This window comes from Pseudonocardia sp. TMWB2A (genome assembly GCF_017312135.1).
In genome coordinates this window covers 4820095-4838746 of the sequence record NZ_QKQY01000002.1, presented here as the reverse complement: position 1 = coordinate 4838746, position 18652 = coordinate 4820095, and the positions used below count along the sequence as shown (strand labels likewise).

22 protein-coding genes are annotated in these 18652 nt (G+C 74.1%); 11 read left to right on the top strand and 11 right to left on the bottom strand.

Features of this window, described 5'->3' with window-relative positions:
- Nucleotides 1–119 precede the first annotated feature (119 nt).
- On the bottom strand, nt 120–638 hold the full coding sequence (locus DMP17_RS37215) for an MSMEG_0572/Sll0783 family nitrogen starvation response protein (protein WP_226357972.1): 519 nt from the start codon (nt 636–638) through the stop codon (nt 120–122).
- A gap of 294 nt (nt 639–932) precedes the next feature.
- Here DMP17_RS37215 and DMP17_RS37210 point away from each other — a divergent pair, with 294 nt between their 5' ends.
- The 5 genes from DMP17_RS37210 to DMP17_RS37190 all read left to right on the top strand — a co-directional run bounded on the left by DMP17_RS37210 (nt 933) and on the right by DMP17_RS37190 (nt 4669).
- Nucleotides 933–2267 carry an MSMEG_0569 family flavin-dependent oxidoreductase gene (locus DMP17_RS37210; RefSeq protein ID WP_337831969.1) on the top strand — a complete coding sequence of 445 codons (1335 nt, stop codon included), beginning with the start codon at nt 933–935 and terminating at the stop codon, nt 2265–2267.
- Entirely contained in the window at nt 2268–2990 is a 723-nt protein-coding gene (locus tag DMP17_RS37205) for an SH3-like domain-containing protein (protein WP_337831968.1), read from the top strand.
- Complete coding sequence (nthA, locus tag DMP17_RS37200; RefSeq protein ID WP_337831967.1) at nt 2987–3574, top strand: nitrile hydratase subunit alpha; 588 nt, start codon at nt 2987–2989, stop codon at nt 3572–3574. The genes DMP17_RS37205 and nthA overlap by 4 nt, the downstream gene beginning before the upstream one ends.
- The gene (locus DMP17_RS37195; RefSeq protein WP_337831966.1) at nt 3571–3924 is read left to right on the top strand and encodes a nitrile hydratase accessory protein; all 354 of its coding nucleotides are present in this window, start codon (nt 3571–3573) and stop codon (nt 3922–3924) included. Before nthA ends, DMP17_RS37195 begins: the two co-directional genes overlap by 4 nt.
- 184 nt (nt 3925–4108) lie before the next feature.
- On the top strand, nt 4109–4669 hold the full coding sequence (locus DMP17_RS37190; RefSeq protein ID WP_226357967.1) for a hypothetical protein: 561 nt from the start codon (nt 4109–4111) through the stop codon (nt 4667–4669).
- A gap of 58 nt (nt 4670–4727) precedes the next feature.
- On the opposite strand, the gene DMP17_RS37185 is transcribed toward DMP17_RS37190, so the two are convergent.
- Nucleotides 4728–5252: a PaaI family thioesterase gene (locus DMP17_RS37185; RefSeq protein WP_337831965.1), complete on the bottom strand. Its 525-nt coding sequence runs from the start codon at nt 5250–5252 to the stop codon at nt 4728–4730.
- Nucleotides 5249–5731 (bottom strand): winged helix-turn-helix transcriptional regulator, encoded by a 483-nt coding sequence (locus DMP17_RS37180; RefSeq protein WP_337831964.1) that lies wholly within the window; start codon nt 5729–5731, stop codon nt 5249–5251. The genes DMP17_RS37185 and DMP17_RS37180 overlap by 4 nt, the downstream gene beginning before the upstream one ends.
- Nucleotides 5732–5889: 158 nt before the next feature.
- On the opposite strand from DMP17_RS37180, the gene DMP17_RS37175 reads away from it, so the two are divergent.
- Nucleotides 5890–6468 carry a type 1 glutamine amidotransferase domain-containing protein gene (locus DMP17_RS37175; RefSeq protein WP_337831963.1) on the top strand — a complete coding sequence of 193 codons (579 nt, stop codon included), beginning with the start codon at nt 5890–5892 and terminating at the stop codon, nt 6466–6468.
- Between the two features lie 121 nt (nt 6469–6589).
- Here DMP17_RS37175 and DMP17_RS37170 read toward each other — a convergent pair whose 3' ends face one another.
- The gene (locus tag DMP17_RS37170; RefSeq protein WP_337831962.1) at nt 6590–7405 is read right to left on the bottom strand and encodes a sigma-70 family RNA polymerase sigma factor; all 816 of its coding nucleotides are present in this window, start codon (nt 7403–7405) and stop codon (nt 6590–6592) included.
- Between the two features lie 401 nt (nt 7406–7806).
- Nucleotides 7807–7989, bottom strand: coding sequence for a YegP family protein (locus tag DMP17_RS37165; protein WP_178374004.1), 183 nt, complete (start codon nt 7987–7989; stop codon nt 7807–7809).
- A gap of 205 nt (nt 7990–8194) precedes the next feature.
- Here DMP17_RS37165 and DMP17_RS37160 point away from each other — a divergent pair, with 205 nt between their 5' ends.
- Entirely contained in the window at nt 8195–8467 is a 273-nt protein-coding gene (locus DMP17_RS37160) for a hypothetical protein (RefSeq protein WP_226357961.1), read from the top strand.
- Here DMP17_RS37160 and DMP17_RS37155 read toward each other — a convergent pair.
- On the bottom strand, nt 8464–8865 hold the full coding sequence (locus DMP17_RS37155; protein ID WP_062396303.1) for a MerR family transcriptional regulator: 402 nt from the start codon (nt 8863–8865) through the stop codon (nt 8464–8466). The genes DMP17_RS37160 and DMP17_RS37155 overlap by 4 nt on opposite strands.
- A gap of 125 nt (nt 8866–8990) precedes the next feature.
- Between DMP17_RS37155 and DMP17_RS37150 the strand changes: the two genes are divergently transcribed.
- The 3 genes from DMP17_RS37150 (at nt 8991) to DMP17_RS37140 (ending at nt 12573) form a co-directional block, all read left to right on the top strand.
- Entirely contained in the window at nt 8991–10124 is a 1134-nt protein-coding gene (locus DMP17_RS37150; RefSeq protein ID WP_337831961.1) for an SDR family NAD(P)-dependent oxidoreductase, read from the top strand.
- 49 nt (nt 10125–10173) lie between these two features.
- On the top strand, nt 10174–11274 hold the full coding sequence (locus DMP17_RS37145; RefSeq protein ID WP_337831960.1) for a TIGR03617 family F420-dependent LLM class oxidoreductase: 1101 nt from the start codon (nt 10174–10176) through the stop codon (nt 11272–11274).
- A 201-nt stretch (nt 11275–11475) separates the two neighbouring features.
- Nucleotides 11476–12573, top strand: coding sequence for a TerC family protein (locus DMP17_RS37140; protein WP_337831959.1), 1098 nt, complete (start codon nt 11476–11478; stop codon nt 12571–12573).
- Here DMP17_RS37140 and mgtE read toward each other — a convergent pair.
- Complete coding sequence (gene mgtE, locus DMP17_RS37135) at nt 12537–13862, bottom strand: magnesium transporter (RefSeq protein ID WP_226357957.1); 1326 nt, start codon at nt 13860–13862, stop codon at nt 12537–12539. The two genes, DMP17_RS37140 and mgtE, sit on opposite strands and share 37 nt — an antisense overlap.
- 141 nt (nt 13863–14003) lie before the next feature.
- Here mgtE and DMP17_RS37130 point away from each other — a divergent pair, with 141 nt between their 5' ends.
- Entirely contained in the window at nt 14004–14402 is a 399-nt protein-coding gene (locus tag DMP17_RS37130; protein ID WP_157818269.1) for a DUF3040 domain-containing protein, read from the top strand.
- A gap of 9 nt (nt 14403–14411) precedes the next feature.
- On the opposite strand, the gene DMP17_RS37125 is transcribed toward DMP17_RS37130, so the two are convergent.
- From DMP17_RS37125 to DMP17_RS37110, 4 genes are read right to left on the bottom strand one after another with little or no spacing between them, the layout of a single operon-like run.
- Entirely contained in the window at nt 14412–15755 is a 1344-nt protein-coding gene (locus tag DMP17_RS37125; RefSeq protein ID WP_226357955.1) for an NtaA/DmoA family FMN-dependent monooxygenase, read from the bottom strand.
- A gap of 22 nt (nt 15756–15777) precedes the next feature.
- The gene (locus DMP17_RS37120; RefSeq protein ID WP_337831958.1) at nt 15778–16440 is read right to left on the bottom strand and encodes a methionine ABC transporter permease; all 663 of its coding nucleotides are present in this window, start codon (nt 16438–16440) and stop codon (nt 15778–15780) included.
- Nucleotides 16437–17480: a methionine ABC transporter ATP-binding protein gene (locus DMP17_RS37115; protein ID WP_337831957.1), complete on the bottom strand. Its 1044-nt coding sequence runs from the start codon at nt 17478–17480 to the stop codon at nt 16437–16439. Before DMP17_RS37115 ends, DMP17_RS37120 begins: the two co-directional genes overlap by 4 nt.
- Nucleotides 17480–18376 carry a MetQ/NlpA family ABC transporter substrate-binding protein gene (locus tag DMP17_RS37110; protein WP_226366337.1) on the bottom strand — a complete coding sequence of 299 codons (897 nt, stop codon included), beginning with the start codon at nt 18374–18376 and terminating at the stop codon, nt 17480–17482. The genes DMP17_RS37115 and DMP17_RS37110 overlap by 1 nt, the downstream gene beginning before the upstream one ends.
- Nucleotides 18377–18652: the final 276 nt, after the last annotated feature.

The following is an 18652-nucleotide window of genomic DNA, read 5'->3' as shown; positions in this document are numbered from 1 at the left end:
GGGCCGGGTACGGCGGGGACGGGACCGCCCGCGCCCGGACCCGCCGGGATGCAGCCCGTGGCCGAGGCACCGGGCCGCATCCCGGGACGGATCCGGGACACGATGGCGTCCCGTCGTCGTCAGAGCTGGTAGGTCGAGTTGATGATCGCGCCCTTGCGGGCGTAGTGGATGAGCGCGTCCTGGACGTCGAGCGGGTGCGTCGGGATGACGCCCTCGATCAGGTCCTCCTCGCGGGCACCGTGCAGCGACAGCCCGAAGCGGCAGCAGAACACCTTGCCGCCCTCGCTCATGAACGTCTTGAGCTGGTCGTTGATGTTGTGCTCTCCGGGGAACGCGGACGTGCCGGTCGTCGGGAAACCGCGGGTGGCCAGGCAGTTCAGCGAGCCGGGACCGTAGAAGTACATGGCCGACTCGAATCCCTTGCGCAGCGCACGGGTCGCCTGCAGCACGGCCACGAAGCTGACCGAGGACTCGTGCGCGATGCCGTGCACCAGGGTGAAGTAGGTCTCGCCGTCCTCGGCCTGCAGGTCCGGGAAGACCTTCGTCCCGCCGTAGATGCTCGAACCCTCGGGCAGCGAGGGGTGCGGGATCTCCTCGAGGCTCTTCTTCTCGATGTCGGACAGCTCGGCGCTGGTCATGGGAATGCTCCTCGTGGTGTGACGGATCCACGCCGGGAATACGGGTGCGTGGGAGCGCCGGGGGAGGGAGAATGCGATGGAATCGGGTCCCACCGTTTCCGGCGAGCACTACGACACCAGTGATCTGTTGCCGGAACATTGAGAGCGGACTACGACGACAATTCCGGATCCGCCTTGTGTGACCGTCGTGTTGCGTAACACGGGGCAATGCTCCCGTCGTCCGAACGACACGATCCGGTAATACGACGGGTCGACCGTGGGGCCGTTCCCCTGATCCCCCCACGAGGAGGCCCCATGACCGCGGTGATCCGGCGCGAGGACCGGCGCACCCCGCCCGCCCGGCTGGACGGCGAGCACCGGACGGTGGTCGTCGTCGGCGGCGGGCAGGCGGGGCTGTCGATGAGCCGCTGCCTGGACGTGCGCGGCATCGACCACCTCGTGCTCGAACGCGACGTCGTCGCCTCCTCCTGGAAGCGGCACCGCTGGGACACGTTCAGCCTGGTCACGCCGAACTGGCAGTGCGACCTGCCGGACTTCCCCTACGCCGGGCCGGACCCGCACGGGTTCATGGTCCGCGGCGAGATCGTCGACTACCTGGAGGCCTACCGGGCGTTCGTCGACCCGCCGCTGCTCGAGGGCGTCGCGGTGACCCGGCTGCACCGCGACGAGCGGGGGACCTTCGTCGTGCAGACCTCCGCCGGGACGTGCACCGCCGACCAGGTCGTCGTCGCCACCGGCGGGTACCACACGCCGCTCACCCCGCCGCTGTCCGAGCCGCTGCCGGCCGGCATCACGCAGATCGGGTCCCAGGACTACCGCAACCCCGGGCAGCTGCCGCCGGGGGAGGTGCTGGTGGTCGGGTCGGGGCAGTCCGGCGCCCAGATCGCCGAGGACCTGCACCTGGAGGGGCGCAGGGTGCACCTCGTCGTCGGGCACGCGCCGCGGGTGGCCCGCTTCTACCGGGGCCGTGACGTCACCGACTGGCTCGACGAGATGGGCTACTACCGGATGCCGGTGACCCGGCACCCGCGCCGCGAGGCCGTGCGCGCCCAGGCCAACCACTACGTGACCGGCCGCGACGGTGGTCGCGACATCGACCTGCGCCGCTTCGCCGCCGAGGGCATGCGGCTCTACGGCGCGCTCACCGACCACACCGGGGGGAGCCTCACCTTCGCCCCCGACCTGGAGTCCTCACTGGACCACGCCGACGAGGTCAGCGAGTCCATCAAGGACACCATCGACGGCTGGATCGCCGACGAGGGGATCGACGCCCCGGTCGAGGAGCGCTACACCCCGGTGTGGCGCCCGGAGCGCGAGGTCACCGAGCTGGCGCTGGCCGGCACCGGGATCACCTCGGTGGTCTGGTGCATCGGGTTCCGGCAGGACTTCTCCTGGATCGACCTGGGCGTGTTCACCGGCCGCGGCTCGCCCGTGCACAGCCGCGGCGCGACGGGCGTCCCCGGTCTGTTCTTCCTCGGCCTGCCCTGGCAGTGGACCTGGGGGTCCGGGCGGTTCTCCGGGGTGGGCGCCGACGCGGCGTTCCTCGCCGAGCGGATCCGCTCGCAGCGCGGCCTGACCTCGACCGGCGGACGCGGCGACGTCTGCAACGTCCTCGCCCTAGGGTCCTGAGTGGACGGATCCGCCGACCCGGCCGACCTGGGTGGGACGACGGGCTGGGGGCGGGTCGTCGCCCCGCCCGACGTCGAGCCCGAGCCGCCCTTCGCCCGGCCCTGGGAGGGGCGGGCGTTCGCCATGACCGCGCTGACCATGGGCCGGATCTCCGGGCGCAACCTGGACGCGTTCCGGCACGCACTGTCCCGGTTGGACCGCACCCGTTACCTCGACGACGGCTACTACGGCCGCTGGCTGCACGCCGCCGAGCTGATGCTCGTCGACTCGGGCGTCCTGGCGCCCGGCGCGGTGGAGGCACGGGCCCGGCGCGGTCGCGGCGAGGACGTGCCCGAGCCGGCCGACCCTCCGGTCGCGAAGCCCGACTACGCGCCCACCGCGCCCGGGTCGCTGCGGACCGTCGAGGCCGCCCCGCGCTTCGCCCCCGGCGACCCGGTCCGCGCGCGCCGCGAGCCCCCGGACGTCGCCCCGCCCGCGCCGTCGGCGGGCCCGGTCGGCCGCGGGCCGTGCAAGCTGCCCCGCTACCTGCGCGGGAGGCCCGGCGCCGTGACCGCGGTCCGGCCCGCACACGTGCTGCCCGACACCCACGCGGTGTTCGCCGGTGAGCACCCCGAGCACGTGTACACCGTCGCGTTCGCCGCGCCCGACGTGTGGGGCCCCGGCGCGGACCCGCACGTCACCGTGCACGCCGACCTGTTCGAGTCCTACCTGGAGCCACGATGACCGACGACGATCCCGGTCCGGCGCTGCGCACCGCGGCGCTGGAGGAGCTGCTGGTCGAACGGGGGCTGGTGGACCCGGCCGTCGTCGACGGGTTCGTGCGCACCTACGAACGCGACGTCGGCCCGCTCAACGGCGCGACGGTCGTCGCCCGCGCCTGGACCGACCCGCGGTTCCGGGAGTGGCTGCTGCGCGACGGCACCGCGGCCATCGCCTCGCTCGGGTTCACCGGACCGCAGGGCGAGCACATGGTGGTGCTGGAGCAGACCGAGCAGGTGCACCACGTCGTGGTCTGCACGCTGTGCTCCTGCTACCCGTGGCCGGTCCTCGGGCTGCCCCCGAGCTGGTACAAGGACCCCGCCTACCGCGCCCGGGTCGTGCGGGAGCCGCGGACCGTGCTCGCCGAGATGGGGCTCGACGTGCCCCCGGAGCGGCGGATCGAGGTGTGGGACTCCTCGGCCGAGGTCCGCTACCTGGTGCTGCCGCGCCGCCCCGCGGGCACCGACGGGCTCACCGCCGAGCAGCTCGCCGGGCTGGTCGGGCGGGACGCGATGGTCGGGGTCGCCGAGGCGGTGGCGCCGTCGTGAGCGCTCCGCTGCTCGACGTCGCGGGCCCCGCCGCCCCGCCGCGCGCCAACGGCGAGCTGGTGTTCGCCGCGCCCTGGGAGGGACGCGCGTTCGGGCTGGCCGTCGCGCTCGCCGAGGCGGGGGTGTTCACCTGGGACGGCTTCCGCGACCGGCTGGTCGCGCGGATCGCCGCCGACCCCACCGCCCCCTACTACGGCTGCTGGCTCGCCGCCTGCGAGGACGCGCTCGTCGCCGCGGGCCGGCTGGACGGGGACGACGTGTCCACCCGCGCCGCGGGCCTCGCCGCCCGCCCGGCCGGTCACGACCACAACCACGACCACGCCAGTCACGGCCACGGTCACGTTCGGTAGGAGAATGCATACCGGTGGTGACGGAATGGTCCGGTGATCGCATTCCGCGCATTACCCCACACGAATGTGGAACGGAACCGTGCCGACCCGATCGGGGTCGTGCGCGACCCGGCCGGTGTCACCGCTCGGTAACCGATCATGTTTCCGCGGGGCCGATGGGCCCGCACGCGGATAGATTGGTGCCATGAGCGGATCCGGGTCGGTGGTCCTGCGGACCGTCGCCTGGTGTGCCGGGGTCCTGCTGGTGGGTGCCGGTGTGCTGGCCGCCGTCGTCGTCGGGTTCGGCGCGCTCGTCGCACCGGGGGAGGCGCGCGCGTCCCGCGAGATCGACCCGGCCACCGAGTTCGCCCGGCTCGCCGTCGACGACCCGGCCGCCGCGCTGCGCTCGTGCACCCCCGCCCGCGGGACCCTCGTCGACGCGCTGTCCGGGGCGCTCCCGCTCGGTGCGGTGCCCGGCGCCGACCGGTTCACCGCGACCGACGGGGACCTCACGTTCGTCTCGGCGCCGATCACCGGCACGCTGCGCGGCGCCGGGGACCGCGCCGTGTGGGTGTGGGGGCGGCAGGGCTTCGCCGCCGTCACCGACGACGCGCGTGCCCTCACCCCCGAGCTCCCCGGGCCGTCGCTCTACGCCACCGGCCCGGACGCGGCCGGCGCGGTCCGCGCCGTGACCTGTGTGGAGGCCGCGCAGCGCGCCGACCGCTCCGGCACCGCGCCGACCCAGGGCCCGGTCGCGCCGCGCTGAGCCGACCGTTCCGGGGGCGCGCCGACCCGGGGCCCGGTCGCGCCGTGCTGAGGCGGGCTCAGCCGCCGGACAGGATCAGGCAGCTCGACGTGGCCTCGCCCAGCAGTCGGCCCTCGGCGTCGGTCAGCTCGGCCCGGGCCAGCGCGGTGCGGCGCCCGGCCTGCACGACGTGGCCGGTGCAGTTCACGGTGCCGGTGTCGACGGTGATCCGGCGCAGGAAGCGCACCGACAGGTCCAGGCTGGTGTAGCCGGTCCCGGCGGGGAGCGTGGAGTGCACCGCGCACCCGCAGGCGGAGTCGAGCAGCGTGGCGTACACCCCGCCGTGCACCGAGCCGATCGGGTTGTACTGGTGCTCGCCGGGTTCGAAGGCGAACGCGACGCGCCCGTGCTCGGCGGAGACGGCACGGAACCCGACGAGGCTCGCGATGGGCGCCCCGGGGAGGCGGCCGTCGACGATCCGGCGCAGGTACTCCAGTCCGTCCAGACCGGACGCGGCGGCGGCGAGCTCCATCGGGTCGGTCCACTCGTGCTCGCGGCGGCGCGTGGTGGCCGGTCCGGTCGTGGGTTCTGCTGCGGAGGTCATCGTGGCTCCTGCTCGGTGACGGGGGCTCCGGGGCCCGGTTCGAGGTGGACGTCGTCGGCGCGGCCCAGGCGGTGTCCGGCGGTGCACACACTCACCAGGCGGACCGGGGCGCCGCAGCCGGTGTGCACGCGGACCACGGGCGGGCCGGCGTCGCCGGCGAGGTGCCGGTCGCCGAAGTCCATGAGCGCGGCCAGGACCACGCCCAGGTCGCGGCCGCGACGGGTCAGGCGGTACTCGGCGCGGGTCCGGGCGCCGGGCTCGCGGTAGTCCACCCGTTCGACGACGCCGTCGCCGACCAGCTCGGACAGCCGTCGACTCAGGACGGTGCGTGCGACGCCCAGGCCGCGGGCCAGCTCGTCGAAGCGGGTGACCCCGCGGCCGAGGTCGCGCACGAGCAGCACCGTCCAGGGGTCGGCCAGCAGCGCCGCGGTGCGGGCCACCGAGCACACCTGGGACGCCGCCGCCGTCCGTGCGTCCATCCCCGCCTCCTGGGTATCGCTGCGCTACTCAGGTGGGAGCGTAACCCGGCGCGGCGGACGGCGACAGAGTCCGGTGCCGTCGTGCGCGATTGATCGTGCGCACAGCGGGAAGCCGGGAGGGGACAACGCACGAGCACGAGACCGAGGAGGACCCCACGGTGGCGAACGAACTGCAGGGCCGGACCGTCGCGATCCTGGCCGCGGACGGCGTCGAAAAGGTCGAGCTGGTCCAGCCCCGCGAGGAGCTCCAGAAGGCCGGCGCCCGGGTCGAGGTGGTCTCGCTGTCCACGGACCCGATCCAGTCGATGTCGGCCGACATCAACCCGGACGAGAAGCTCGACGTCGACCGGGCCGTCGCGGACGTGTCCGCCGACGACTACGACGCCCTGGTGCTGCCCGGCGGCACCGTGAACCCGGACAACCTCCGGGCCGACGCCACCGCGGTGGCGTTCGTGAAGGCCTTCTTCACCGCGGGCAAGCCGGTCGGCGCGATCTGCCACGGCCCGTGGACGCTGGTCGAGGCCGACGTGGTGAAGGGCCGCACCCTCACGTCGTTCCCGAGCATCCGGACCGACCTGCGCAACGCGGGCGCGACCGTCGTCGATGAGCAGGTCGTCAACGACAAGGGCCTGGTCACCAGCCGCAACCCCGACGACCTCGACGCGTTCTGCGCGAAGCTGATCGAGGAGTTCGCCGAGGGGAGGCACCCGGTGCACCCGGAGGGCGCGACCGCCTGACCCACCCGCACGACGCCGACGGGCCCGGCACCCCGAGCGGGGGCCGGGCCCGTCCGCGTACCGGGTCGGACCTCGACGGGGCCGGCCGTCCGCGCGGTGTCCGCGTCGGACCTGGCCGCCCTCAGTCCTCGGCCAGCCGTTCGCGCAGCCGCGCCAGGGTCCGGGACAGCAGCCGTGAGACGTGCATCTGCGAGATGCCCAGCTCGGCGGCGATCTGGGACTGGGTCCGGTCGCCGTAGAAGCGCAGGACCAGCATCCGCCGCTCCCGCTCGGGCAGCTCGTTGAGCGCCGCGCGCATCCCCGGGCCGTGCGCGGCCAGGTCCAGCGCCGGGTCCTCGGACCCCATCCGCTCGGCGAGCGACAGGTCCTCACCGGAGCCGCTGTCGCCGACCGGGGCGTCCAGCGACCTCGCGTGGTGCGACTCGAGGGCACCGAGCGCGTCGACCACCTCGCCGACCGGCACGCCCGCCTCGGCCGCGATCTCCGACGGGCGGGGCGGACGACCGAGCCGCTGCCCCATCTCGTCGGCGATCCGGCCGACGGTGACGGCGAGCTCCTTGAGGTCGCGCGGCACCCGCACCGCCCACGAGTAGTCGCGCAGGTGGCGCTTCATCTCGCCGCGGATGCTCGGCACCAGGTAGCCGAGCGGACCGCCGGTCGCCGACGCCGGGTCGTAGCGGTCGACCGCCTTGACCAGGCCGAGCATGCCGGCCTGCTCGATGTCCTCGACGCCCCGGCCGGGGGCGGCGAAGCGCCGGGACAGGTTGCGGACCAGCGGGCGGAACTCGCTGATCACGTGCTCGCGCAACGCGGCCCGGCCCGGTGCGTCCCGCGGGGTCGCGGCCAGCTGGTCGAGATCGGGGATGAGGTCGTCGTAGCCCCGACGGCCGTCGCGGGTGCGTTCCGCGGGACGGATGGGGAGGGTGGGACTGCGCATGGTCCCTCGCAATCGCCGATGGCAGGTGCGGGGTCCGCTGCATGGTTGAACGGATCTCGTACGTCCCGGTGGACGGGCGGGACCGCCTCGGCGGTGTCTCCCGTGCGCCCGGGTCTGTGAGAATCCACGGTAACTCCGGGCTCGATGGTCCACAACTCGATCGGGTACGCCCCGGCGCCGCTCAGCCCCGGGCGCGCGGAGGTGTCACGAACACCGTCGTGCCGGCCCGCCGCAAGGCGTCGGGATCGGAGCGGGACCCGCGGTCGTCGAGCCGTCCCGCTCGGACGCCTGCAGCACCGCGGCGGAGGCGCGTGCCCGCCGGGCGCGGTCCGACCCGTCACGGACCGGACGCGTCCGGCGGGCTGCCGGTGGGGCCGCGACACCGGCCCCGGCAGGTCCGCTCAGGCGTCGGTCTCGACGACGGTGGCGCCCTCGGCGGCGCGCTGGACCGCCTCGCAGCCCTTGTGGGCGGCCGACTTGCTCTCGTAGGCCTCGCCGACGGCGACGACCTGCCCGTTGCTCGCCTTCAGTCGGAACCGGAACTTCCCGCCCCGGTCCTCGTACACCTCGAACTTACCTGCCACAGGGGCCTCCTCGGCTTGATCGACCACCGCTGGTTGGTGCGGATGGCCGCGCACGTTAGCCCAGATGGTGTTACGGCGGGCAACGGAGCGTGCCGCTCGTCGGGCGGGTCGGCCAACCCTCCCCGCGTGTGAGGGTAGAGTCCGGTCCTCCGGCGGCCCGGCCGGTGCACTTCCCGGGCCGTCCCGGCGGCGAGAGGAGGGTGCCGTGGGTCAGGACGACCGTCCCGCCGACCCCGATCGGGTACCGGTCACCCGGGTCGAGGTGCTGGACTTCGTGGGTGAGCTGTTCGGCCACGGTCCGGTGCCCCGTGCGGCGCTGCTGGCCGCGGCCCGCGCCGAGGACGCCAGGGCCCGCCTGCACGAGGTGCTCGACGCCGCCCTGCCGGACCGCCCGCTGACCGGGCTGGACGACCTGTGGCGCCACGTCGACGTGCCCGAGGACCTCGGCGCGGTGCGCGGACTGCCGTCGCCGCGCTAGTCGTCCGCGTCGCCGGTCCGCGGCTCGGACAGCGCCCGCAGCTCGCGGGAGAGCAGCTCCAGCCCGTGGATCCGGGCGTGCAGCGCCTCGATCCGCGACTCGGCGGCGGTGCGGTAGAGCGCCAGCCGGTCCCGGGCGTCGTCGCCGACCGGGCGGCCCGCGTCGAGGTCGGCGCGGGCGCCGTCGATCACCGCCATCAGCGCGCGGATCTGGTCCAGGCCGAGGTCGAGCGGCTTGAGCGTCTTGACGAACCGCAGGCGCTCGACGTCGTCCTCGGTGTAGAGACGGAAGCCGCCGGTGCTGCGGGCCGACGGCGTGACCAGCCCCAGCTCGTCCCAGTGCCGGATGGTGCGCAGCGACAGCCCGACCCGCGTGGCCACCTCACCGATCTGCTGCACGACACCACCTCCCCTCGACCGTGCGGCCCCGACCGTACCGCCGGGCCCGGGACGGTCTCAGCGGGCTCTCAGCGGGGCGGGCGTTCTCAGGGGCGCCACAGCGAACCGTCCCTAGCGTCGTCGACATGCCGACTGCACTGGTCACCGGAGCGAGCCGCGGGCTCGGCGCCGTCTACGCCCACGAGCTCGCCGAGCGCGGATGGTCCGTCGTCCTCGTGGCGCGCGACGCCGCCCGCCTCGCCGACGTCGCCGAGCGGGTCGGCCGCGCCACCGGCGCCATCGTCGAGATCCTGCCCGCCGACCTCACCGACCCGGCCGGGCTGGCCGCCGTCGAGCGCCGGATCACCGACCGGGACCTGCCGATCGAGCTGCTGGTCAACAACGCCGGCGTCGAGACCGACGCGGTGTTCGCCGAGGCGCCGGTCGAGGCGCTGACCGGCGAGATCGACCTCAACGTGACGGCCCTGATGCGCCTCACCCGCGCCGCGGTCCCGGCGATGACCGCCCGCGGCCGCGGCGGCGTGCTCAACATCGCGAGCTTCGCCGGGTACCTGGCCTCGGGCGGCAACGCCTACGGCGCGTCGAAGTCCTGGGTGCTGGCGTTCAGCGACACCGTCGCGGCGTCGCTGCACGGCACCGGCGTCACCGTCACCGCGGTCACCGCGGGCCGGATCCGGACCGACGACGACCCGCAGGGCCCGCTGTGGCTCGCCCCCCGCGACGTCGTGCGCCGCTCGCTCGACGACCTCGCCCGCGGCCGCACGCTGTCCGCGCCGGGATGGGTGTACCGGGCGCTGGTCGGCTACCTGGAGGCGCCGCGCACCGCGCTGCGGCTGGCCGCGCGGGTGGCGGGCCGGGGCCGGGAGCGCTGCGAGCGCCTGGAGCGGGGGAGCGGGCACACCCGGCCGTCGCCGGTCCCGACGCCGTTCCGTGACGCGCCCGCCCCGGCCCGGCCGCTGCCGGCCGTCGCGGTGCACGCGGTCGGCCCGGCGACGCCGGTGCCGCCGGTCCTGCCCGAGGAGCCGGCGCGGCCCGCGCACGTCGCCGCCGCGACGTTCCCGGCGCCGCGCGTGTCGGGCACCGGCCCGCTGCCCGTCGTGACCCGTCCGGCCGGGACCGGGGCCGCGCCGGTCCGCCCGGCCGCCGCGCGGGCGGCCGCCTCCGCGACGGCCCGCGCCGCCGTCCGCAGGCTGCCCGCCGCCCCGCGTCCGGTGCAGCCGGCCCGCGACGCCGCGACCGTCCGGCTCGCCGCGGGCTGACGATCTAGGGTCGGCCCCGGGACGTCGTCGTCGGCCACCGGGAGGGTCCGTGCACCTGGAGACGCTGCTGCCGCTGGGCAAGGTGGACCCGGGCCTGCGGGCCCCCGAACGGACCCTCGACCTGGCCTCCGTCGCCGCGGACGCCGCGCTCCTGGAGGAGGTCGGCTACGGCGGGCTCGTCGTCGAGGAGACCAAGGACGACCCGTTCGTCGTGATGGCGCTGGCCGCGCAGGCGACCACCCGGCTGCGCCTGGGGACGGCGGTGGCGATCGCGTTCCCGCGCAGCCCCACGGTCACCGCGCTGTCGGCCTGGACCATCCAGAAGCTGTCCGGTGGCCGGTTCACCCTCGGCCTGGGCACCCAGGTCCGCGGGCACGTGCGCCGCCGCTACGGCATGCAGTGGCACCCGCCGGGACCGTGGATGCGCGAGTACGTCGGCGCCGTCCGCGCGGTCTGGGACTGCTGGCAGCACGGCACCCCGCTGGAGTTCCACGGCGAGCACTACGACCTGTCGCTGATGGTGCCGCTGTTCGACCCCGGTCCCATCGCGCACCCCGCGATCCCGGTGCACCTGGCCGCGGTCAACCCCTACCTGTGCCGGGTCGCGGGCGAGGTCGCCGACGGCGTCCGGCCGCACCCGGTGTGCACGCCGTCCTACATCCGCGAGGTCATGCTCCCCGCGGTCCGCCGCGGCGCGGGGGACCGGTCGCTGGCCGACTTCCGGGTCGCGATGAAACCCTTGGTCGCGACCGCCCGTACCGACGCGGAGCTGGAGACCCGGATCCGTGACGCCCGGGCCCGGATCGCCTTCTACGCCTCCACCCCCGGCTACGTCCGGGCGTTCTCCCACCTCGGCCTCGACGACCTCGCCGCGCACGCCCAGCAGCTGTCGAAGCAGCAGCGCTGGGAGGAGCTGCCCGCCCTGGTCGACGACGACGTGCTGGACCGCTTCGCCGTCATCGGCACCCACGACGAGATCGGCGCGCGGCTGCTCGACCGCTTCGGCGACCTGGTCACCGACTGCGAGTTCTCGATCGCCGTGCACGACGACACCGACCGCGCCACGCTCGCCGGTCTCGCGGCCACCCTGCGGGCCCACGGCGACGGCGCCGCCCGCCGGGAGATCATCGGCGGAAACGGACAGATGTGACGAGGCTCGCGTACCTCCCACTGTCGGAACCCGGGGTCATGCCCTAGCGTTCTGCACAGTCGAAGGGGAGTACTCCCGAACACGGCGTCGCCGTCATCACGGCACCGGCCCGAGCCGGTCCCGGTTGCGCCGGTCCACCGCGGTCACCGCGGCGGGCGGAGGAGACCTTCAGCGCCCCTACCTGCGCTGGAGGACCCCGCCATGAACGTTCCCCTCTGGGTGTGGCTGGCGACGCTCGCCGTCGTCGTCGGCATGCTCGTGTTCGACTTCGTCGGGCACGCCCGCGACCCGCACGAGCCCACGCTGCGCGAGTCGGCGATCTGGTCGGCCGGCTACATCGCGATCGCCCTGCTGTTCGGCGTCGGCGTCGGTGTCTTCTCGGGCTGGCAGTACGGCGGCGAGTACATGGCCGGCTGGCTGACCGAGAAGGCCCTGTCGGTCGACAACCTGTTCGTCTTCCTGCTGATCATGACCAGCTTTGCGGTGCCGAAGGTGCACCAGCAGAAGGTGCTGCTGATCGGCATCGCGATCGCGATCGTCATGCGCGGTGCGTTCATCGCGGTCGGCGCCGTGATCATCGAGCAGTTCGTCGCGGTCTTCTACCTGTTCGCGGTCATCCTGTTCTGGCTCGCCTGGTCCCAGATCCGCGAGGCGATGTCGTCGGACGACCACGAGCAGGCCGACGCCGGTGACTCGAAGCTGATCCGCCTGGTCCGCAAGGTGCTGCCGACCTCCACCGAGTACGACGGCGCGAAGCTCGTCACCCGCGTCGACGGCAAGCGGCTCCTCACCCCGATGGCGCTGGTCATCGTCGCGATCGGGCTGACCGACCTGCTGTTCGCGTTCGACTCGATCCCGGCGATCTTCGGCCTCACCCAGGAGCCGTTCCTGGTGTTCACCGCGAACGCCTTCGCCCTGCTCGGCCTGCGCCAGCTGTACTTCCTCATCGGCGGCCTGCTGGAGCGCCTGATCTACCTGGCGCACGGCCTCGCGGTGATCCTGGCGTTCATCGGCGTGAAGCTGACCCTGCACGCGCTGCACGAGAACAACGTGCCGTTCATCAACGACGGGCAGCCGGTGCCGGTGCCCGAGGTGCCGATCTGGCTGTCGCTGCTGGTCATCACCGGGACGATCGCCGTCGCCGCCGTCGCGAGCCTGGTCGTCTCCCGGCGCCGCGTTGCGGACGCCGGGGACGGTGCGGACTCCCCGGAGGTCGCCGGACCCGACACCGACGGCGCGGACGACGCGACCGTGGACGCGGGTCAGATCCCCAGCACCACCCGGGCGACCGAGAAGTAGATCAGCAGCCCGGTCGCGTCGACGAGCGTCGTGACCAGGGGAGCGGACACCACCGCCGGGTCGATCCCGACCCGGCGGGCCAGCAACGGCATCGTCGCGCCGACCGTCGCCGCCCAGCCGCAGATCGCCACCAGCGTCACCGCCACCACGACGGCGACCTGGACCCCGACCAGCAGCGACGCGACGGCCAGCCCGAGCGCACCGAGCAGGGTGCCCAGCAGCAGCCCGACCCGCAGTTCCCGCCACACCACGGCGGGCAGGTCGGCCAGGCGCACCTCCCCGACGGCGATCGCCCGGACCGCCGCCGACGCGGACTGGGCACCCGCGTTGCCGCCGGTGCCCACGAGCAGCGGGATGAACAGCGCCAGCGCGGTGACCTGCTCGAGTGCGTCCTCGAAGATCTGCAGCACGTTGACCGTCAGCACCGCGGCGAGCAGCAGCACCGCCAGCCACACCGCGCGGGTGCGCGCCAGCTTCGTGACCCGCACGTACATGTAGTGGCCCGACCACGGCGCCGCACCGGACTGGCGGGCGGCGTCCTCGGTGTCGGCGCGCTCCAGGATCTCGACGGCGTCGTCGATGGTGAGCAGGCCCAGCAGCCGGTCCTCGGAGTCGACGACCAGCAGGTCGAGCAGGTTCGCCTCGCCCATCAGGCGGGCGGCGTCCTCGGCGGCGTCGGTGGCCCGCACCCGCGGGGCCCCGTCGTCGACGAGCTCGGCGACGGCGACGTCCGGCCGGGCCAGCACCAGGTCGCGCAGCGAGACGGTGCCGGTCACCCGGCGTCCGGCGTCGGTGACGGCGAGGGTGTACACGGTCTCGGCCTGCGCGCCCTTGCGCCGCACGACGGCCAGCGCCTCGGTCACGGTGCTGTGCAGCGGCACGGCGACGGTCTCGGGCGTCATCACCCGCCCGACCGAGCCGTCGGGGTAGCCGAGCAGCGCCGCGGTCATCGACCGTTCCCCGGCCGACAGCCCGGCCAGCACCCGGTTCGCGACCTTGGCCGGCGCCTCGCCGAGCATCCGGGCGCGGTCGTCGGGGTCCATGTCCTCGACCAGGGCGGTCACCGCGTCGTCGCGCAGCCCCGCCAGCAGCTCCTGCTGGTCGACCGGGTCGAGCTCCTCGAACACGTCGAGCGCGCGGTCCTTGCCGAGCAGCCGGAACACCCAGCCCGCGTCGACCGGTTCCATCCGGGCCAGCGCGTCGGCGATCTCGTGGGCGGGCCGTCCGTCGAGCCGGTCGAGGACTCCGGCGGGGTCGTGGCGTTCGACGAGATCGGTCCAGCGTTCCATGCGGGTGATCCTGCCGCCGGGGCCTACCGCGTGCAGCGGCGGGAGTATGTCCGTTTCGGTAGGATCGGTGACGTCTACCGCACATCCCGGATGACTGCCCCCGGGAGCGGGAACCCGGTCGGTGGCACCGAGGAGGTCACGATGTCCGTCACACCCCCGCCCCTGCCGCCGCCGTCGCCCGGCGGCGGGACCGGCGACCCCGACCCACGCCCGGTGGCGCGCCCCCTGGACCGCGACGAGGAGCTCCGGCTCTCCGGTCTCGAACAGGAGCTGCGCCGCTCCGACCCGGAGCTGGACACCGAGCTGACCGCACCGCACCGGCCCACGCGCGCCGCGGGCGGTCGCGCGGACCGGATCCTGCAGGCCGTCGCGATCACCGTGATCGTGCTGGTGATCGTGCCGGGCGACTGGGTCGCCGGGCTGCTGTCGTTCGGGCTGCTGCTCGGGATCCCGGCCGCGATGGCCTGGATCGCCGTCCGTGCGCACCGGGAGAACGCCGCCCGGGAGCAGGCCGAGGGCCGCGACGACGAGCGCACCTGACCCGCGCGGTCAGGTCGCGGAGGGGGCCGCCGTCGCCGCCTCGGTCGGGTCGGTCGTCGAGCGGACGGCCGGGAGCCCGAGGTGCTCGCGCAGCGTCGTTCCGGCGTACTCGGTGCGGAACGACCCGCGCTCCTGCAACAGCGGCACGACCCGGTCGGCGAACTCGTCGAGCCCGCCCGGGGTGACGTGCGGGACCAGCACGTAGCCGTCCGCGGCGTCGGACTGCACGGCGTCGTCGATCGCGTCGGCGACCGTCCGCGGGCTCCCGACGAAGGTGTGCCGCCCGGTCACCTCGATCACCGTCTCGCGCAGCGACAGGTTCTTCTCCGCGGCGAGGGCGCGCCACTGGTCGGCGACGGCCTTCGGGTCCCGGTACTGGCGCACGCTGGCGCGGCCCTTCGACACGAGCTCGCCCTCGACGGGGTCGAACTCCGGCAGCGGGCCGTCCGGGTCGCGCCCGGACAGGTCGGTGTTCCACAGCTGCTCGGCGAACACGATCGCGGTCTGCGGGCTGACCTGCTGGGAGCGGATCACCTCGGCGAGCTCGGCGGCCTCGGCGTCGGTGTCGCCCAGCACGTACGTCGCGGCGGGCAGGATCTTCAGGTCGTCCCACGCCCGGCCGTAGCGGGCGAGGCGGCCCTTCACGTCGGCGAGGAACGCGCGTCCGGCCTCCGGTTCGGCGTGCCGGGAGAAGATCGCGTCGGCCGACGCGGCGGCGAACTCGCGCCCCTCCTCGGAGTCACCCGCCTGCAGGATCACCGGGCGGCCCTGCGGGCTGCGCGGCAGCGAGAACCGGCCGTGCACGTCGAACTGGTCGGAGGTGTACGCGAACTCCCCGCGGTCGTCGGGGCCGGTGCGCGAGTCCCAGATCGCGGCGGTCGCGGCCAGCTGCTCCTTGGCCCGGGAGTAGCGCTTCTCCTTCGGGAGGAAGCCACCGCGGCGGAAGTTCTCGCCGGTGAACGCGTCCCACGAGGTCACCACGTTCCAGGCCGCGCGGCCGCCGGACAGGTGGTCGAGCGAGGCGAACTGGCGGGCGACGTCGTAGGGCTCGGTGAAGGTGGAGTTGATCGTCCCGGCCAGGCCGAGCCGGTCGGTGACCGCGGCCAGTGCGTTCAGGACCGTGAAGGTGTCCGGCCGGCCCATCACGTCGAGGTCGTAGATCTCGCCGCGGTGCTCGCGCAGGCGCAGCCCCTCGGCGAGGAACAGGAAGTCGAACCTCGCCCGCTCCGCGGTCCGCGCGAAGTGCGCGAACGAGGAGAAGTCGATGTGGCTGCCGGACGCCGGGTCACTCCACACCGTCGTGTTGTTGACGCCCGGGAAATGGGCGGCGAGGTGGATCTGCTTGCGTGGCATGCGTGTCCTCCCGACGTGGCTCCTACCGGTGCAACACCCTCCGGGCCAGGGTGTTCCCGAGCAGCTGCGCGCACTGCACGACGACCACGATGATCGCGACGGTCAGCAGCGTCACCGGCCAGTCGAACTGCTGGTAGCCGTAGGAGATCGCGAAGTCGCCCAGGCCGCCGCCGCCGACGTAGCCGGCCATCGCCGACATGTCGACCACCGCGACGAAGACGAAGGTGTAGCCGAGCACCAGCGGCGCCAGCGCCTCGGGCACCAGCACGCTCCACACGATCCGGAACCGGCTCGCGCCCATCGCCCTGGCCGCCTCGACGACGGCCGGGTCCACCGACACCAGGTTCTGCTCGACGATGCGCCCGATGAAGAACGTCGCCATCGCGACCATCGGGAACAGCACCGACCGGGTGCCGATGGTCGTGCCCATCACGATCAGCGTCAGCGGACCGACCGCGGTGATGAAGATGATGAACGGGATCGGGCGCACGATGTTGACCAGCACGTTCAGTACGCCGAACACGCCGCGGTGGGCGTACAGGCCGCCGGGCCGGGTGGTGTGCAGCGCGACGCCGAGCAGCAGCCCGAGCGCGCCCGCCAGCAGCATCGTCCAGAACACCATGTAGGCGGTCTGGAGCACCGACAGCCACAGCACCGGCTGCAGCGTCGCCCAGTCGTTGTTCACGTGGTCCGCTCCGTCACCCGGGTGGCCCGGGACAGCTCGTCGACGCAGGCCTGCACGGCCGCGTCGGCACCGGTCAGTTCCAGGGTCAGGCTGCCGACCGGGCGCTCGGAGAGCTCCCGGATGCCGCCGTGCACCACCGTCGCGCGGACCCCGTGCGCGGCGGGCACCCGGGAGATCGCGTCCTGGGCGTCGGCGGCCCCGGAGCCGGGCCCGCCCACGGCGACGGTCACCAGCCGGCCGGGGTGGCGGGCCCGCAGCCGGTCGAGGGTCTCGTCGGACGGGACGTCCTGCAGCACGCCGTGCACGAACCGCCGGGTCGCCGGGTGCGACGGCGCGGCGAACACGTCGTAGACGTCGCCGTCCTCGATGACCGCGCCCCGCTCCATCACCACGACCCGGTCGCAGATCTCCGCGACGACCTCCATCTCGTGGGTGATCACGACGACGGTGGTGCCCAGCTCGCGGTTGACCCGGCGCAGCAGGGCGAGCACCTCCCGGGTCGTCTCCGGGTCCAGCGCGCTGGTCGCCTCGTCGGCGAGCAGGATCGACGGCGACGTCGCGAGCGCGCGGGCGATCCCGACCCGCTGCTTCTGCCCGCCCGACAGCCGGGCCGGGTAGCGCCCGGCGAGCTCGGAGAGGCCGACGAACTCCAGCAGCTCCGCGACCCGGGCCCGGCGCTGCTCGCGGGACCGGCCCGCGACGGCCAGCGGGTAGCCGACGTTGCCGGCGACGGTGCGGGAGTTCATCAGCGCGAACTGCTGGAAGATCATCCCGACCTCGCCGCGCAGCTCGGCCAGGCCGCGCTCGGACAGCTCCGAGGTGACCCGCCCGCGCACGGTGACGGTCCCCGAGGTCGGCAGCTCCAGGGCGTTGATCATCCGGACGAGCGTCGACTTGCCCGCGCCGGACCAGCCGATAACGCCGGTGATCCCGCCCTCGGCGATGTCGAGGTCGACGCCGTCGACGGCGGTGACGCCCGGGCCCCGCCGGGCGGCGAAGGTGCGGGTCGCGCCCGAGAACGAGATCACCGGCGCCGCCATCAGCGGGACCGCAGCTGCTGCTCGATGCCGGCCAGGGTCTGCTGCAGGTCGGCCGGGGAGTTGTCCCGGAACACGCCGCCGTCGCCGAGGTCCCGGCGGGCGGCGTCGAGGACCTGCGGGTCGTGGTAGATCCGCACCAGCGTCGCGTAGGCCGGGTCGTCCTTCTGGTCGGCGCGGGCGACGAACAGGTTGATGTAGGGCTTCGCCTTCTCCGAGTCCGGGTCCTCGGAGTAGACGACCTGGTCCGGGGTCAGGTTCGCCGACTGCGCGTAGTTGTTGTTGACGATCGCGGCGTCGGCGCTCGTCAGGTTCGCCGCGGTCTGCGCCGCGTCGACCGGGGTGACCCGGACCTTCGACGCGGCCGCGTCGATGTCGGCCGGGGTGGAGGTCGTCGTGCCGCCGTCGGTGAGCCGCAGCAGCCCGGCGGACTGCAGGACGTTCAGCGCGCGGGCCTGGTTCACGGCGTCGTTCGGGATGACGACCTGCCCGCCCTGCGGGATCTGCGCGAGGTCGGCGTGCTTCGTGGAGTACAGCGGCAGCGGGTACACCGCCGTCGCGCCGATCGGGACCAGGGTGTCGTCGTTCTGCACGTTGTAGTTGGCCAGGTACTGGAGGTGCTGGAACTGGTTGAGGTCCAGCTGGCCCTGGGCGAGCGCCGGGTTGGGCTGGTTGTAGTCGGTGAAGTTGACCAGCTCGACGGTGATGCCCTCTGCGGTGGCCTTGTCCTTGAACACGTTCCAGTAGGGCTCGGCGCCGTCGGAGACGCCGATGCGGACGGTGCGGGACCCGTTCTCCCCGCCGCCCGACGACGACTCGCCGGGGGCGGCGCAGCCGGCCGCCAGTACGGCGAGCGCGACGGCGGGGACCAGCAGGGACAGTACGCGTGGCAGGCGCATCGGGGGTTCCTCTCGGCGCCGACTCCGGGACGGGTCGCGTCCGGGGGCCGGCGCAGCGGTGCGTCGGAGGCGTGCCGGGCACCGCGTACAGCGGCGCCCCGGGGTGACGCCGCAGTGCGGCGCCGTAGGCGACGCAGGGCGGGAGCGAGGGCTCCGGGGACGACGCCGGGGGAGACCGGGCCGCCGGACCGGGCCGCACCGGGTAAGTGCGACCGGCCGCGACGGGGCGGTCGGCACGACCGATGAACCTACCGGGGACGAACCGTCCGAACGGAT

Excerpts from the sequence above, each read along its gene's own strand:
- DMP17_RS37215 (WP_226357972.1), bottom strand. The coding sequence starts at position 638 with ATGACCAGCGCCGAGCTGTCCGACATCGAGAAGAAGAGCCTCGAGGAG.
- DMP17_RS37210 (WP_337831969.1), top strand. The coding sequence starts at position 933 with ATGACCGCGGTGATCCGGCGCGAGGACCGGCGCACCCCGCCCGCCCGG.
- nthA (WP_337831967.1), top strand. The coding sequence starts at position 2,987 with ATGACCGACGACGATCCCGGTCCGGCGCTGCGCACCGCGGCGCTGGAG.
- DMP17_RS37190 (WP_226357967.1), top strand. The coding sequence starts at position 4,109 with ATGAGCGGATCCGGGTCGGTGGTCCTGCGGACCGTCGCCTGGTGTGCC.
- DMP17_RS37185 (WP_337831965.1), bottom strand. The coding sequence starts at position 5,252 with ATGACCTCCGCAGCAGAACCCACGACCGGACCGGCCACCACGCGCCGC.
- DMP17_RS37180 (WP_337831964.1), bottom strand. The coding sequence starts at position 5,731 with ATGGACGCACGGACGGCGGCGGCGTCCCAGGTGTGCTCGGTGGCCCGC.
- DMP17_RS37170 (WP_337831962.1), bottom strand. The coding sequence starts at position 7,405 with ATGCGCAGTCCCACCCTCCCCATCCGTCCCGCGGAACGCACCCGCGAC.
- DMP17_RS37150 (WP_337831961.1), top strand. The coding sequence starts at position 8,991 with ATGCCGACTGCACTGGTCACCGGAGCGAGCCGCGGGCTCGGCGCCGTC.
- DMP17_RS37140 (WP_337831959.1), top strand. The coding sequence starts at position 11,476 with ATGAACGTTCCCCTCTGGGTGTGGCTGGCGACGCTCGCCGTCGTCGTC.
- mgtE (WP_226357957.1), bottom strand. The coding sequence starts at position 13,862 with ATGGAACGCTGGACCGATCTCGTCGAACGCCACGACCCCGCCGGAGTC.
- DMP17_RS37130 (WP_157818269.1), top strand. The coding sequence starts at position 14,004 with ATGTCCGTCACACCCCCGCCCCTGCCGCCGCCGTCGCCCGGCGGCGGG.
- DMP17_RS37125 (WP_226357955.1), bottom strand. The coding sequence starts at position 15,755 with ATGCCACGCAAGCAGATCCACCTCGCCGCCCATTTCCCGGGCGTCAAC.
- DMP17_RS37115 (WP_337831957.1), bottom strand. The coding sequence starts at position 17,480 with ATGGCGGCGCCGGTGATCTCGTTCTCGGGCGCGACCCGCACCTTCGCC.
- DMP17_RS37110 (WP_226366337.1), bottom strand. The coding sequence starts at position 18,376 with ATGCGCCTGCCACGCGTACTGTCCCTGCTGGTCCCCGCCGTCGCGCTC.